Origin of the sequence: Streptomyces sp. NPDC000404 (assembly GCF_040300365.1) — a bacterium.
Lineage (GTDB): Bacteria > Actinomycetota > Actinomycetes > Streptomycetales > Streptomycetaceae > Streptomyces > Streptomyces ramulosus.
The window spans coordinates 306,724-321,448 of the sequence record NZ_JBEPDN010000007.1 but is presented as its reverse complement, the minus strand read 5'-3'; the positions used below and the strand labels follow the sequence as shown (position 1 = coordinate 321,448).

Below are 14,725 nucleotides of genomic sequence, written 5' to 3'. Positions count from 1 at the left end.
CGGAGGGCCGGCGACGGATGAGGTGGGGCAGCGATGAACGCGCCGTTTGACGGTGACCGCGGCCGGGGCGCCGAGGGCGACCCCGCGGGGCCGGTCCCACCGGCGCCGCAGGCGCCGGGCGTCCGCGACGCCTACCCGCAGGAGCCGTACGGTCCGAACGGCCGGAGCCCCTACGCGCAGGACGGCCCCCGCTACGAGGCGCACCAGGGCCACGCCCCGGCGTACCCGGGCGGCGCGGTCCAGCCGCCGTCGGGCGCCCCTGCCGAACCGTTCCCGCCGCAGTCCACGGCCCCGTACGCCCCGCAGCAGCAGGGCTGGGGCGCGCCGGCGCCTGCCGGGCCCGTGGGTCCGCCCGCCGGGGCGCCGTACGCCGATGCGGCCGAGACGGTGCAGTTCGCCGGGGTGGGCGACGCGTTCGGGCAGGCGGCGGACCAGCAGCCGGAGTCCGATGCGTTCGCGCATCTCTTCCGCGATCAGCAGTCGTACGAGCCCCGCCGTCCGGTGGCGGCGGAGCCCGGCCCGGCGGCGGTGGTGCCCGAGGCGGCGCCCGCTCCGGAACCGCCGGCGCCCGAGCCGGAGCCGGCCGCGGCCGCCGGGAAGCCGTCCGGGGGCCGCGCCTCCGGTCTGCTCAAGTCCAGCGCCGTGATGGCCGCCGGCACGATGGTCTCCCGCCTCACCGGCTTCGTCCGCTCCGCGCTGATCGTCGCCGCGCTCGGCGGCGCGGTGCTGGGTGACTCCTGGCAGGTGGCGTACCAGCTGCCGACGATGATCTTCATCCTGACCATCGGCGGCGGTCTGAACTCCGTCTTCGTCCCACAGATGGTGCGCGCGATGAAGGAGGACGACGACGGCGGCGAGGCGTACGCCAACCGCCTGCTGACGCTGGTCATCGTCATCCTGGGCGCGCTCACGGTCCTGGCGGTCGTCGCGGCGCCGTTGCTCGTGAAACTCGTCTCGCTGCCCATCTCACGCGATCCGGCGGCCAACGAGGTCGCCGTCGCGTTCACCCGCTACTGCGTGCCCACGATCTTCTTCATGGGGCTGCACGTCGTGATGGGGCAGATCCTCAACGCCCGTGGCCGCTTCGGCGCGATGATGTGGACCCCGGTCCTCAACAACGTCGTCATGATCTCCACCTTCGGGCTGTTCATCTGGGTGTACGGCACCGCCAAGACCTCCGGCATCGGCGTCACCACCATCCCCGACGAGGGCATCCGGCTGCTGGGCATCGGCACCCTGCTCGGTCTCGTGGTGCAGGCGCTGGCGATGATCCCGTACCTGCGGGACGCGGACTTCAGGTTCCGGCTGCGGTTCGACTGGCGCGGGCACGGGCTGGGCAAGGCCGCCAAGCTCGCGAAGTGGACGGTCCTGTTCGTCCTCGCCAACCAGGCGGGCGTCCTCGTCGTCACCCAGCTCTCGACCTGGGCCGGCAACACCGCGGACAGCCAGGGCCACCCCGGCACCGGCTTCATCTCGTACGCCAGCGCCCAGCTGATCTGGAACATGCCGCAGGCGATCATCACCGTCTCCGTGATGGCGGCGCTGCTGCCGCGGCTGGCCCGGTCGGCGGCCGACGGCGACACCGGCGCGGTCCGGGACGACATGTCCCAGGGCCTGCGGACCTCGGCCGTCGCCATCGTCCCGATCTCGTTCGGCTTCCTGGCGCTCGGCGTCCCGCTGTGCACGCTGGTCTACGGCTCGTCCGGCGCGGGTGTGCCGATGGGCTACATGCTGATGGCCTTCGGCATCGGCCTCATCCCGTTCTCGGTGCAGTACGTGATCCTGCGGGCCTTCTACGCCTACGAGGACACCCGGACGCCCTTCTACAACACCGTGATCGTCGCGGCGGTCAACGCCGCCGCCTCGGCCGCCTGCTTCCTGGTCCTGCCCGCGCGCTGGGCGGTGATCGGCATGGCGGCGGCGTACGGCATCGCCTACATGATCGGTGTCGTGGTCGCCTGGCGCCGGCTGAGCAGGCGGATGAACGGTGACCTGGACAGCGCCCGTATCGTGCGCACGTACGCCCGCCTGGCGGGCGCAAGCATTCCCGCAACCGTCATCGCCGGTGCGGCGGTGTACGGCATCATGCAGGGACTCGGCAGTGGATTCCTCGGGTCGCTGGCCGCGCTGATCGTGGGTGCGGTCGCCCTTCTGGGGGTCTTCTACGTGGCCGCGCGGAAGATGCGCATCGAAGAGATGACGGCGCTGGTCGGCATGGTCCGCGCCAAGCTGGGGCGCTGAGGCACAACCATCGACCGCCACCGCGTGTCGTGCATAGTGGCGGACTGTGGGCACAATTGTCGTGGCTCATTGAGCCTGCAACGGATGGGGAGGCAGGAACGACGGTGGCGGAACGGAGCACGGCTGCCGTCGACGTGGCCGACACGAGCGGTGACCAACCGCTGACCGCCAAGGCGGAGAAGGCCACGGACGACGGCGCGAAGCCCGACAAGGCGTCCGGCGCGGAGAAGGAAGCCGTCGGCACCGATGACGCGACCGCGGCAGCCGACGCGCAACCCTCCGAGCTGCACAGCGGCCACAAGCTCGCCAAGCGCTACCGCTTGGAGGAGTGCGTCACCCGGCTGGAGGGATTCAGCAGCTGGCGCGCGGTCGACGAGAAGCTGCGCCGCGCCGTCGGGGTGCACATCCTGCCCGCCGACCACCCGCGGGCCCGGCCGGTGCTCTCGGCTGCCCGCTCCGCGGCGCTCCTCGGCGACCCGCGCTTCGTGCAGATCCTCGACGCGGTCGAGGAGAACGACCTCGTCTACGTCGTCCACGAGTGGCTGCCCGACGCCACCGACCTGGCGACCGTGCTCGCCGCGGGGCCCCTGGAGCCGCACGACGCCTACCAGCTCGTCAGCCAGGTCTCCCAGGCGATGGCCGCCGCCCACCGCGAGGGCCTGTCGCATCTGCGGATCAACCCCGGTTCGGTGCTCCGCACGGAGTCCGGGCAGTACCGCATCCGCGGCCTCGCGATCATGGCGGCGCTGCGCGGACTCACCTGCGACGAGCCGCAGCGCTCGGACACCGAGGCCATCGGCGCGCTGCTCTACGCCGCGCTGACCCAGCGCTGGCCGTACGAGAACGATGCCTACGGCATGTCCGGTCTGCCCAAGGGCGTCGGGCTGATCGCTCCCGACCAGGTACGGGCCGGCGTCCACCGCGGCCTGTCCGAGCTGGCCATGCGCGCGCTGGTCAACGACGGTGCCACCGCCTCCCGCCAGGAGCAGCCGTGCACCACCCCGGACGAGCTGGCCAAGGCGGTGGCGGCGATGCCCCGCATCCGGCCCCCGGAGACGGCGTTCACCACTCCGCCGCCGTACCAGCGGACCCAGTACCAGCAGGGCAGCTACGGCCAGGCGGCGCGCAGCCACCCGATGAACCGCGCCACCCAGCCCGTGCCCACGCCGCCGCCCCCGCTGCAGAGCCGCACCGGCAAGGCGCTGAAGTGGTGCGTCTCCGCGCTGCTGATCGCCGCGCTGGGACTCGGCAGCTGGCAGCTGGCGGACACCCTGCTCAAGCAGGAGAACGACACCTCCGGCAGCGGGACCCCGCAGGCCAACTCGCACCACGACACCAAGCCGAACGGCAAGCCGCTCAAGATCGAGGATGCCGCCGAGTACTACCCGGACGGGGTCGCACAACATCCCGACCAGGTGCGCTACACCTACGACAAGGACTCCAGCACCTACTGGCGGAGCAAGAGCTTTCGCGACGGCCCCGACATGAACCCGCACTACAAGCAGGGCGTCGGCATCATCTACGACCTCGGCTCGGAACAGCAGATCAGCGGTGCGTCGATAGACCTGCACTACGCGGGTCCGCACACCAAGATCACGCTCTATGCGGCGCCGTCCTTGGCGTCCGGCACCCCGCTCAGCTCCATGAAGCGCCTCGGCAGTGCGGACACCTCGGAGACCGTCGCGAAGGTCCGCCTCGGCACCCCGGCGAAGGCGCGCTACGTCCTGGCCTGGATGACGGCGATGCCCTACGCACCGGGCGACGGCTACAGCAGTGCGGGCTACAAGCAGGCCATCCGGGAGATCTCCTTCACCGGATGAGCGAGGTCCCCCAGGACATCTCGCAGACAGCGCAGGGGCCCGGTCGATCCATCGGCCGGGCCCCTGCGCTTTCCGCCCGCCGGACGGATCGACCGGTACCGCCGGTTTTCCCCCGCATTCCGGAACAAGCCCGGTTTTCCCCGTGCACGAATACCTCATTTCTCCCCCTTTACCGCAGGCCTCTGCATCACGGGCTCGTTTGCGCTGGTCAGTGGCCTTCTTATGAGACCGTGCACCCGCCGTTTCATTTACTTTCGCCAGGCGGCGGGCTTCAATGGGGCGGGGGAAAGAGCACCTGGGAGGGCCGTGCGCGCCGAAGATGACGAAGCAGCCACGTCGAGCGACGCCGAGCTTCTTGCGCTGCACGTCAAGGGTGATCCCGATGCCTTCGGGGAAATCGTCCGACGCCACCGCGACCGGCTCTGGGCGGTCGCGATCCGTACTCTCGGCGACCGCGAAGAGGCCGCCGATGCCGTGCAGGACGCGCTGGTCTCCGCCTACCGGGCCGCCCACACCTTTCGCGGTCAGTCGGCCGTCACCACCTGGCTGCATCGCATCACGGTGAACGCCTGCCTGGACCGGGCCCGCAAGGCGGCCTCCCGGCGTACGTCGCCCGTCGCCGAGACCGACCAGCTGGACCAGCTCCTGGAGCCGCAGGAGTCGGCCGCGGTACCGGCGGAGCGCCAAGACCTCCACCGCGAGCTGCTCGGCGCGCTGCGTACCCTTCCGGAGGAGCAACGCGCCGCGCTCGTCCTCGTCGACATGCAGGGCTATCCCGTCGCGGAAGCCGCGGCCGTCCTCGATGTGCCCACGGGCACGGTGAAGAGCCGCTGCGCTCGCGGTCGTGCCCGGCTGCTGCCGCTGGTCCGGCATCTCAGGGCGGAGGACGGCAGCGGAACGGCGGGGGCGACAAGGAACCAGGAGCCGGGGGGATCCGTCCCACCGACACCAGGACCGAACGACACAGGTGCCGTGAAGGGCGGAGGTGGGCGAGCGTGACGTCGACAACCGGCACGGATGAGCACCCGGAGGTCTCGGAGCTCTCCGACCTCACGGAGGGCCTGCTTCCCCCGGCCCGTACCACCGAAGTCCGCGCGCACCTGGCATCGTGCGCGCTCTGCGAGGACGTCTTCGCCTCCCTGGAGGAGATCCGGGACCTGCTCGGTACGCTCCCCGGCCCGGTGTCCATGCCCGCCGAGGTCGCCGGACGCATCGACGCCGCTCTCGCGGCCGAGGCGCTGCTGAACGCCACACCGGATCCCTCGGTTTCACGTGAAACACCCAACGGGCCGACCACTGCTTCCACTGCGGGCCCCATCCCCGAGCCCCGCGAATCCGCCGACCCGCCCGGCCCTGTTTCACGTGAAACAGCCGCGGACGCCGTCACTGTTTCACGTGAAACAGCTGAGGGTGCCATCGATGTTTCACGTGAAACCGAGGCGACGCCACCATCCCCGGGCGTGGCTCGACCTGCCGGACGCCCCCGCGGCGCCACCGGTCCCGGGCGGCGCACACCGGGCGGCCGCTCACCCCGGTCCCGTCGCTGGCCGCGGGCCCTGCTGGGCGCGGCCGCGGCCGCCGCCCTGATCGGGGTGGGCGGAATCCTCGTACAGAACTCCTCGTCCGAGGCCGGCCCCGACGGCGGGACGGCGGACCGGCACACCACGGCGACCGAAAAGGGCACCGGCACGCCCGGGGAGCTGTCCTCCGCGACACTTGCCACCCAGGTCCACAAGCTCCTCGCCACCGAGGGCGCGCAGAAGTCCCCCGAGATCGGCACCCGCAGCGAGCCGGAAACCCCGATGCGCGGTGGGAACGCCACCGTGCCGTCCTGCGTCAGCAAGGGCATCGGCCGCCCCGAGGCCCCACTCGCCGCCCGGCAGGACACCTACCAGGACAAGAATGTCTACCTCGTGGTCCTCTCGATGCCCGCCGATCCGAAGCGCGTCACCGCCTATGTGGTCGACGCCTCCTGCATCTCCGCCACGCCGCCGGCGCCGCCCGGGAACGTTCTGCTGAGCCGCTCCTACCCCCGGGACTGATCGGCCACTGTGCGCTGCGGCACGCCGGGAATGCTCGACCCGTAGGATCCGTTGGGTGGGGTGAGAGTTCCCAGAGCCCCAGCAAGCAGTCGGCAGAGACAAGGAAGACACCCGTGAGCGACGTCCGCAACGTGATCATCATCGGCTCCGGGCCCGCGGGGTACACCGCTGCGCTCTACACCGCCCGTGCTTCCCTGAAGCCGTTGGTGTTCGAAGGTGCCGTCACCGCCGGCGGTGCGCTGATGAACACCACCGACGTGGAGAACTTCCCCGGTTTCCGGGAGGGCATCATGGGCCCCGACCTCATGGACAACATGCGGGCCCAGGCCGAGCGTTTCGGCGCCGAGCTGGTGCCGGACGACATCGTCTCCGTCGATCTCTCCGGGGAGATCAAGACCGTCACCGACACCGCCGGTACCGTGCACCGCGCGAAGGCCGTCATCGTCACGACCGGCTCGCAGCACCGCAAGCTCGGCCTGCCCCGTGAGGACGAGCTCTCCGGCCGCGGCGTCTCGTGGTGCGCCACCTGCGACGGGTTCTTCTTCAAGGACCAGGACATCGCCGTGATCGGCGGCGGTGACACCGCGATGGAGGAGGCCACCTTCCTCTCCCGGTTCGCCAAGTCCGTGACGATCGTGCACCGCCGCGACACCCTGCGGGCGAGCAAGGCGATGCAGGAGCGCGCCTTCGCCGACCCGAAGATCAAGTTCGTGTGGGACAGCGAGGTCGCCGAGATCCAGGGCGAGAACAAGCTCTCCGGCCTGACGCTGCGCAACCTCAAGACCGGCGAGACCTCCGAACTGCCGGTCACCGGCCTGTTCATCGCGATCGGCCATGACCCCCGCACCGAGCTGTTCAAGGACCAGCTGAAGCTCGACGACGAGGGCTACCTGAAGGTCGACGCGCCCAGCACCCGCACCAACCTGCAGGGCGTGTTCGCCGCCGGCGACGTGGTGGACCACACCTACCGCCAGGCGATCACCGCCGCCGGCACCGGCTGCTCCGCCGCGCTCGACGCCGAGCGTTTCCTCGCGGCGCTCTCCGACGGCGACGCCACCCCCGAGCCCGAGAAGACCGCGGCCGTCTGAGCCTGCGGTTCCCCGCTTTCCACCACCCCTGAACCCAAAGGAGACTGCCATGGCCGGCGCCACGGTTACCGTCACGGACGCCAACTTCGAAGAGGTCGTCCTCAAGAGCGACAAGCCCGTGCTCGTCGACTTCTGGGCCACCTGGTGCGGCCCGTGCCGTCAGGTTGCCCCCTCCCTGGAGGCCATCGCCGCCGATCACGACGAGATCGTCATCGCCAAGCTCAACACCGATGAGAACCCGGCCACCACCGCCAAGTACGGCGTCATGTCGATCCCGACCATGAACGTCTACAAGGACGGCGAGGTCGTGAAGACCATCGTCGGCGCCAAGCCGAAGGCGGCCATCGAGCGCGATCTGGCGGACTTCCTCGCCTGAGCGAAACGCCACGATGTTTCACGGGAAACGGGCCTGCCCCCTGCGGGGCGGGCCCGTTTCTCATGCCACCGCTCACAGCGGCCGTAGCGCGGGCTCCTTCTGCACCGCTCCCAGCAGCCGGTCGAGCGCCAGCTCCACGTCTTCCTTCCACGACAGCGTGGACCTCAGCTCCAGCCGCAGCCGCGGGTACCGGGAATGCGGCCGCACAGTCTTGAAGCCGACGGCCAGCAGATGGTCCGCGGGCAGGACACACGCCGGTTCGGACCACTGAGCGTCGCCGAAGGCCTCAATGGCCTTGAAGCCCCGCCGGATCAGATCCTTCGCCACGGTCTGCACCATCACCCGGCCCAGCCCCTGCCGCTGAAAACCCGGCACCAATCGGGCCGTCAGCAGCTGCACCGCATCGGCGGACACCGGGCTCGTGGGGAACGCCATCGCGCGCGGCACATACGCGGGCGGCGCGTAGAGCACAAAGCCGGCCGGTACATCGTCCACGTAGACCACGCGCCCGCAGGATCCCCAGTCCAGCAGGACGGCGGAGATCCAGGCCTCCTTCTCCGGACCGGCGCGGCCCTCCGCCACCGCGGCATCCCCGCTGACCGGGTCCAGCTCCCAGAACACGCAAGAGCGGCAGGGCTTGGGGATGTCCGGAAGGTTGTCCAGGGTGAGCGGTACGAGCCGACGGCCCATGGCGCCAGATCCTCACTTCTCTCGCCCGCCGCACGCGGCCGCCCTCCGCACCGTCGGCGCCCGGCGAACCGCGGTGCCTCCTCCGGCAGCCGCGCCGGACCCGACGGCGAGCGGCTCCGTGCGGCTCACCGATCGCATGGCCCGCTCCCCGGTGTGAGGGCACAGGGTAGGTGAGCCACTCCGCTCGCATCGTATCCAGCCTTCCTTGACGGGAGTACCGCGAGAACGCAAAGGGCGGGCCGTGTCCCGGCATCCATCCGGTACACGGCCCGCCCTTTCCCGGCGGTCAGCTCACTTCTTGGTGCCGTCCTCCTGCGACGCACCGAGCACAGGACCTTCACCCGGGGCGAGGGTGCCCAGGATGCGCTCCAGATCATCCATGGAGGCGAACTCCACGACGATCTTTCCCTTCTTCTGACCGAGGTCGACCTTCACCCGGGTCTCGAAACGGTCCGACAGCCGGGAGGCAAGACCGGTGAGCGCGGGGGAGACGCGGGTGCCTGCCCGGGGCCCCTTCGCCTTCGCCTTGGCCGCCGGTTCCGATGCCTGGAGCGCCACGATCTCCTCGGTCGCACGGACCGACAGCCCCTCCGCGACGATCCGCCGGGCAAGCTCGTCCTGCACCTCGGCGTCGTCGACGGAGAGCAGCGCACGGGCGTGCCCCGCGGAGAGCACGCCCGCCGCCACCCGGCGCTGCACGGACGGGGAGAGCTTCAGGAGCCGCAGCGTGTTGGTGACCTGCGGGCGGGAGCGCCCGATGCGGTCCGCCAGCTGGTCATGCGTGCAGGCGAAGTCCTTCAGCAGCTGGTCGTAGGCCGCGGCCTCTTCCAGCGGGTTGAGCTGTGCCCGGTGCAGATTCTCCAGGAGCGCGTCGAGCAGCAGCTTCTCGTCGTCCGTGGCCCGGACGATGGCCGGGATCTTTGCCAGCCCCGCCACCCGGCACGCCCGCCACCGGCGCTCACCCATGATGAGCTCATACCGGCCGGGCGACGCCTGCCGCACCACGACCGGCTGCAGCAGCCCCACCTCGCGGATGGAGGTGACCAGCTCGGCCAGCGCGTCCTCGTCGAACACCTCCCGCGGCTGCCGCGGGTTCGGCGTGATCGCGTCCAGCTCCAGCTCGGCGAAGTGGGCGCCCGCCACCTGCGGAGCAGCCGCGGACGGCTCGACTGTTTCACGTGAAACAGCGGCCGGCGGCAGCGAGGCCACCTTGGCCGCCGCCACTCCCCGTTCCGGCGCCAGCACCGGAACCGCCGACGGTGACGTCGCGCCGCGACCCACCGCCGTACCACCCTGCTCGGCGCTCTGCGGCGCCGCAGGAATCAGTGCACCGAGCCCACGGCCCAGGCCCCTACGTCGTTCGCTCACTGCGTCCCCTCCGGCGTACCGTGCTGCGGTTCATAGTTCACACTCAGTTCCTGTGCCGCGGTACCACCCGCGCCGCGCAGGGCAATCTCTCTGGCCGCCTCCAGATAGGAGAGCGAGCCGCTGGATCCCGGGGCGTAGGTGAGCACCGTCTGGCCGTAGCTGGGCGCTTCGGAGATACGCACCGATCGCGGGATGCTCGTGCGCAGCACCTCTTTCCCGAAGTGGGTGCGCACCTCCTCGGCGACCTGGGAGGCGAGCCGCGTACGGCCGTCGTACATGGTGAGCAGGATCGTCGAGACATGGAGCTTGGGGTTGAGATGGCCACGCACCAGCTCGACGTTGCGCAGCAGCTGCCCCAGCCCCTCCAGCGCGTAGTACTCGCACTGGATCGGGATCAGTACCTCGGCGCCGGCCACCAGCGCGTTCACGGTGAGCAGGCCGAGGGAGGGCGGACAGTCGATGAGGACGTAGTCCAGCGGCTGTTCGTACGCCTGGATCGCGCGGTGCAACCGGCTCTCCCGCGCCACGAGGGAGACCAGCTCGATCTCGGCACCGGCCAGATCGATGGTCGCCGGTGCGCAGAACAGGCCCTCGACGTCGGGCACCGGCTGCACCACGTCCGACAGCGGCTTGCTGTCCACCAGGACGTCATAGATGGACGGCACTTCGGCGTGGTGGTCGATCCCGAGCGCGGTGGAGGCGTTGCCCTGCGGGTCGAGGTCGATGACCAGGACGCGGGCTCCGTGCAGCGCCAGCGACGCCGCCAGATTCACGGTCGTGGTGGTCTTGCCCACGCCGCCCTTCTGGTTGGCGACCACCATGACGCGGGTCTGCTCCGGCCGAGGCAGCGCCTCGCCCGAGCGGCCGACTGCCTGCATCGTCAACTGAGCTGCACGACCGATCGGGGTGTCGTCCATCGGGGACGGTGTTTCACGTGAAACATCTTCCCCGAGCGACTCGCTGCGGGGACCGGGGACCGGATCGGTCATCGGTCCCGCGATATGGGCGTCGGACCGCAAGGATTCACTCTCCTCGACATCAGGCTCACAGTGCTCTGAGCCTGCCATGCTTTCGGTACCACGAACCAGTGAGGTCCGCTCTCCTGTGGATGAACCCACGTCTGTGGACACTTCGGTGCCCCGTGTGGGTTTTCGGTCCCGCGGCTCGGCTGAGGCTCGACCACGCACGATGATCCCTTGCAGCAGAGAACGACGTTTCACGTGAAACACGATGCCAGCGGCGCGCCCGAATAGGACGCGACACTCCGCCTTGCCTCATTTGCCTGGACCGCGCGGTGGGCGCTCCTCATCGATCGAGGACGCGCCCACCGGTGCATTGACGGCTCCGCCGAGGCCGGTTCAGCGGCGGCGCCCCCGCGACGCGCGGCTGGGCCGCGCCGCCTTGGCGCGCTTCGCGGCGAACCGCACACCGCCCGGGCTCTCCCCGACCTCGACCCGCACCACGGTCGACAGCGGATCCACCACGCCCTCGCCGACGTGCACCACCGAGGTCTCCACCACACCCAGCTTGCTCAGGGCCGCCCGGGCGCTCTTCAGCTCCTCCTCCGCGGTGTCCCCCTTGAGCGCCAGCATCTGCCCGTACGGACGCAGCAGCGGAACGCCCCAGCCCGCCAGCCGGTCCAGCGGCGCCACCGCGCGCGCAGTCACCACATGGACCTGCGGCAGCTTGCCCATGACCTCCTCGGCCCGCCCGCGGACGACCGTCACGTGGTCCAGGCCCAGCAGCTCGACGACCTCCTGGAGGAAGTTCGTCCGCCGCAGCAGCGGCTCCAGCAACGTGATCTTGAGGTCCGGCCGGACCAGGGCCAGCGGGATGCCGGGCAGGCCGGCGCCCGAGCCGACGTCGCAGACCGAGACACCCTCGGGGACGACCTCGGAGAGCACCGCACAGTTCAGCAGGTGCCGCTCCCACAGCCGCGGCACCTCTCGGGGGCCGATCAGGCCCCGGGTCACGCCGGCGTCGGCGAGCAGTTCGCCGTACCGCACGGCCTCCGCAAAGCGCTCGCCGAATACCTCCCGCGCCTCTTTCGGCGCGGGAGGGAGCTCCGCTGCTGCCTCCGTCACGGGAACCGCCCTTCCTCTGGACTGCTGCTGGTGCTGCCGGAACCGGGGTTTTCCCCGGGATAACACAGAAGGCTGACAAGATTTGGCCCCGCCTGGCGTGCAGACGGGGCCAACGACACGGGGTGGGGAGGGTCAGGCCGGCAGGACGACCACGCGCCGCTGCGGCTCCTCGCCCTCGGACTCGCTGCGCAGCCCCGCCGCCGCCACGGCGTCGTGGACGACCTTGCGCTCGAACGGCGTCATCGGCTCCAGCGTGACCGGCTGGCCGGTCTCCTTCGCCTCGTCCGCCGCCTTCGCTCCCAGCTCGGCCAGCTCCTCGCGCTTGCGCGCCCGGAACCCGGCGATGTCGAGCATCAGACGGCTGCGGTCACCGGTCTCCCGGTGCACGGCGAGGCGGGTCAGCTCCTGCAGCGCCTCCAGCACCTCACCGTCGCGGCCCACCAGCTTCTGCAGATCGCGGCTGGTGGAGTCGCTGATGATCGACACGGCGGCGCGGTCGGCCTCGACGTCCATGTCGATGTCGCCGTCGAGGTCCGCGATGTCCAGCAGACCCTCGAGGTAGTCGGCCGCGATCTCGCCTTCCTGCTCCAGGCGGGTCAGGGTGTCGGTGCCCTTGGCGGCAGGGGTCGTGTCCGTCACGAAAGGACTCCTCTTACTTCTTGGACGGGTGCTTGGGGCGCTGCTGGCCCTTGCGCTGTCCGGACTTGGTGGAACGGGATCCGGAGGAGCTGCCCTTCTCGGCGGCGCCGCCCTTCCCCTTGCCGCTCTCGGTGGACGTGCTGCCCTGCGGGGACTTCTTCTCCAGCGACTGCTTCTTCTCGTCGCCCTGCGCACCGGACTGCGAGTTGGCCCGGGTCCGGGTGCCGGCGGAACGCGCGGCGGCGGGACCGGCGGGCGCCTGGCGCTTGGACTTCGGCTGGCGCTTGGGCTGCTGGCGGTTCTGCCGCGCCTCTTCCGCGGCCTTCTTCGCCTCGATCTCGGCCGGGTCCTCGACGATCTTGCCCTTGGCCCGCAGCCGCTCCTGACGCTCCTGGAACGCCTTGCTGCCAGGGGTGGGGTTCCGGCGGATGACGAACATCTGCTGGCCCATGGTCCACACGTTGGTGGTCAGCCAGTAGACGAGGACACCGACGGGGAAGTTGATACCGAAGACGGCGAACATGATCGGGAAGACGTACATCAGCATCTTCTGCTGCTGCATGAACGGCGTCTTCACCGTAAGGTCGACGTTCTTCGTCATCAGCTGACGCTGGGTGTAGAACTGCGACGCCGACATCAGGACGATCATGATGACGGTGACGACGCGGACATCCGTCAGGGAGGCGCCGAGCGCCTCGACCTTCGACGCGGAGTCCATGAACTTCACGGACAGCGGAGCACCGAAGATGTGCGCCTGCTGCGCGCTCTCCAGCAGCGGCTGGTCGATGACGCCGACGACCTTGTTCTGCGCAATGTGGTTCAGAACCTGGTACAGCGAGATGAAGAACGGCGACTGGGCCAGAATCGGGAGGCAGCTCGAGAGCGGGTTGGTGCCCGACTCCTTGTAGAGCTTCATCATCTCTTCGGACTGGCGCTGCTTGTCGCTCTTGTAGCGCTCCTGGATCGCCTTCATCTTCGGCTGGAGCGCCTGCATGTTCCGCGTCGCCTTGATCTGCTTCACGAAGAGCGGGATCAGGCAGATACGGATCAGTACCACCAGCGAGACGATGGACAGACCCCACGCCGCGCCACTGTTCTTGTCGAAGATCAGGCTGTAGAACGAGTGGAACTGGACGATGATCCAGGAAACGGCGTAATAGAGGGGATTCAGGATCGTGTCCACGAATCAGGCTCCTTGGGCATTGGGCTGAGTCTCGGGCTGGGCGACGACGGGCTCAGGGGCGGTGGGCCCGCCCAGGCGGCTCCTCAGCCGCTGATGCCACACCGGACGCTTCCGGGGAGGAACGTGGTCGACGCCACCGAGCGACCACGGGTTGCAACGCAGAATGCGCCAGGCGGTCAGCGCAGTCCCTTTCACCGCGCCATGCCGGTCAATGGCGGTGTAGCCATAGTGCGAACACGACGGGTAGTACTTGCAGACCGGGCCCAGCAAGGGGCTGATGGTCCACTGATACAGCTTGATCAACAGCAGCAGCGGGTACTTCACTGTGCGCTCCCTCCCGGTCCCCTGTCGGGGATCCGAGGGTTGCCCCCCATGGGATGGCAGCCGCGCGGCACCTCGCCCAGCAGCCGCTTCAGGGCGGCGTCCAGGTCGCGGGCCAGCTGTTCGTGGTCCGACTCACCCGCACCGGGCAGCGCCCGTACGACAACCAGGCTACCGGCGGGCAGCGCGGGCAGCCGATCACGCAGGAGATGACGGAGCCGGCGCTTGACCTTGTTGCGGACGACGGCGCCCCCAACGGCCTTGCTGACGACGAAACCCGCACGCGCGGGGGAAGCGTGTTCCCCCGCTGCGTGCGGGTCCGTTGCACCGCTACGTAGATGAACGACAAGGAGCGGGCGCCCGGCCCTGCGTCCCCGGCGTACCGCGGTCGCGAAGTCCTCGCGCCGCCTCAGCCGATGTTCGGTAGGCAGCACGTCATGGACCTAGGGTCTGGCTGCTCAGGCCGACAGGCGGGCGCGACCCTTGCCACGGCGGGAGGCCAGGATGGCGCGACCGGCGCGGGTCCGCATGCGCAGACGGAAGCCGTGGGTCTTCGCGCGGCGGCGGTTGTTCGGCTGGAAGGTGCGCTTGCTCACTCGGGGGCTCCAGGAATACTTGTTGCCTCATGCGAGACAGATGTGGGGCGTCGACTGGCTGTCACCGTGCGCCCACGAGTAGCTCGCAACGCCCAAGTGCACCGCTTCTTGACCGCTTGAGCGATCTTTGCCCATCGGAGGCAGGCGGCAGCAGCCATCGACAACTCGACCTGGTCACGGTACGCGCGGCTACGCCATCCGGTCAAACCACGGGGCGACCACCCCGGACCGGGGCCGACCGGGACACACTATGCACAGCCTGTGGACAACAACTTGA

General features: G+C 69.9%; 14 protein-coding genes and 1 pseudogene. 6 read left to right on the top strand and 9 right to left on the bottom strand.

Annotated features, from left to right (window positions below):
* The first annotated feature begins 33 nt into the window (after positions 1-33).
* From murJ to trxA, 6 genes are all read left to right on the top strand, one after another.
* Positions 34-2,241, top strand: coding sequence for a murein biosynthesis integral membrane protein MurJ (gene murJ / locus ABT345_RS15960; protein WP_345089299.1), 2,208 nt, complete (start codon positions 34-36; stop codon positions 2,239-2,241).
* A gap of 104 nt (positions 2,242-2,345) precedes the next feature.
* On the top strand, positions 2,346-4,061 hold the full coding sequence (locus tag ABT345_RS15955) for a protein kinase family protein (protein ID WP_345089296.1): 1,716 nt from the start codon (positions 2,346-2,348) through the stop codon (positions 4,059-4,061).
* A gap of 306 nt (positions 4,062-4,367) precedes the next feature.
* The gene (gene sigM, locus ABT345_RS15950; RefSeq protein ID WP_345089294.1) at positions 4,368-5,060 is read left to right on the top strand and encodes an RNA polymerase sigma factor SigM; all 693 of its coding nucleotides are present in this window, start codon (positions 4,368-4,370) and stop codon (positions 5,058-5,060) included.
* Complete coding sequence (locus tag ABT345_RS15945) at positions 5,057-6,103, top strand: anti-sigma factor family protein (protein ID WP_345089291.1); 1,047 nt, start codon at positions 5,057-5,059, stop codon at positions 6,101-6,103. The genes sigM and ABT345_RS15945 overlap by 4 nt, the downstream gene beginning before the upstream one ends.
* A 113-nt stretch (positions 6,104-6,216) precedes the next feature.
* The gene (gene trxB / locus ABT345_RS15940; RefSeq protein ID WP_345089289.1) at positions 6,217-7,191 is read left to right on the top strand and encodes a thioredoxin-disulfide reductase; all 975 of its coding nucleotides are present in this window, start codon (positions 6,217-6,219) and stop codon (positions 7,189-7,191) included.
* 49 nt (positions 7,192-7,240) lie between these two features.
* Positions 7,241-7,567, top strand: coding sequence for a thioredoxin (trxA, locus tag ABT345_RS15935; protein WP_345089286.1), 327 nt, complete (start codon positions 7,241-7,243; stop codon positions 7,565-7,567).
* Between the two features lie 72 nt (positions 7,568-7,639).
* On the opposite strand, the gene ABT345_RS15930 is transcribed toward trxA, so the two are convergent.
* The 9 genes and pseudogenes from ABT345_RS15930 to rpmH all read right to left on the bottom strand — a co-directional run bounded on the left by ABT345_RS15930 (position 7,640) and on the right by rpmH (position 14,448).
* Positions 7,640-8,257 carry a GNAT family N-acetyltransferase gene (locus tag ABT345_RS15930; RefSeq protein WP_345089283.1) on the bottom strand — a complete coding sequence of 206 codons (618 nt, stop codon included), beginning with the start codon at positions 8,255-8,257 and terminating at the stop codon, positions 7,640-7,642.
* 291 nt (positions 8,258-8,548) lie between these two features.
* Positions 8,549-9,625, bottom strand: coding sequence for a ParB/RepB/Spo0J family partition protein (locus tag ABT345_RS15925; protein WP_345089280.1), 1,077 nt, complete (start codon positions 9,623-9,625; stop codon positions 8,549-8,551).
* Entirely contained in the window at positions 9,622-10,692 is a 1,071-nt protein-coding gene (locus ABT345_RS15920; RefSeq protein WP_345089277.1) for an AAA family ATPase, read from the bottom strand. The genes ABT345_RS15925 and ABT345_RS15920 overlap by 4 nt, the downstream gene beginning before the upstream one ends.
* A gap of 291 nt (positions 10,693-10,983) precedes the next feature.
* Positions 10,984-11,709 (bottom strand): 16S rRNA (guanine(527)-N(7))-methyltransferase RsmG, encoded by a 726-nt coding sequence (gene rsmG / locus ABT345_RS15915; protein WP_030285667.1) that lies wholly within the window; start codon positions 11,707-11,709, stop codon positions 10,984-10,986.
* Between the two features lie 132 nt (positions 11,710-11,841).
* Positions 11,842-12,348 (bottom strand): Jag family protein, encoded by a 507-nt coding sequence (locus ABT345_RS15910; protein WP_345089273.1) that lies wholly within the window; start codon positions 12,346-12,348, stop codon positions 11,842-11,844.
* Positions 12,349-12,361: 13 nt separating this feature from the next.
* Positions 12,362-13,531 carry a membrane protein insertase YidC gene (gene yidC / locus ABT345_RS15905; protein WP_345089270.1) on the bottom strand — a complete coding sequence of 390 codons (1,170 nt, stop codon included), beginning with the start codon at positions 13,529-13,531 and terminating at the stop codon, positions 12,362-12,364.
* A gap of 3 nt (positions 13,532-13,534) precedes the next feature.
* Positions 13,535-13,855, bottom strand: a complete 321-nt coding sequence (yidD, locus tag ABT345_RS15900; RefSeq protein WP_143940005.1) for a membrane protein insertion efficiency factor YidD — start codon at positions 13,853-13,855, stop codon at positions 13,535-13,537.
* Between the two features lie 74 nt (positions 13,856-13,929).
* Positions 13,930-14,286, bottom strand: a pseudogene (gene rnpA, locus ABT345_RS15895) (ribonuclease P protein component); the annotation flags it as partial.
* 24 nt (positions 14,287-14,310) lie between these two features.
* Positions 14,311-14,448, bottom strand: a complete 138-nt coding sequence (gene rpmH, locus ABT345_RS15890; RefSeq protein WP_003949374.1) for a 50S ribosomal protein L34 — start codon at positions 14,446-14,448, stop codon at positions 14,311-14,313.
* Positions 14,449-14,725: the final 277 nt, after the last annotated feature.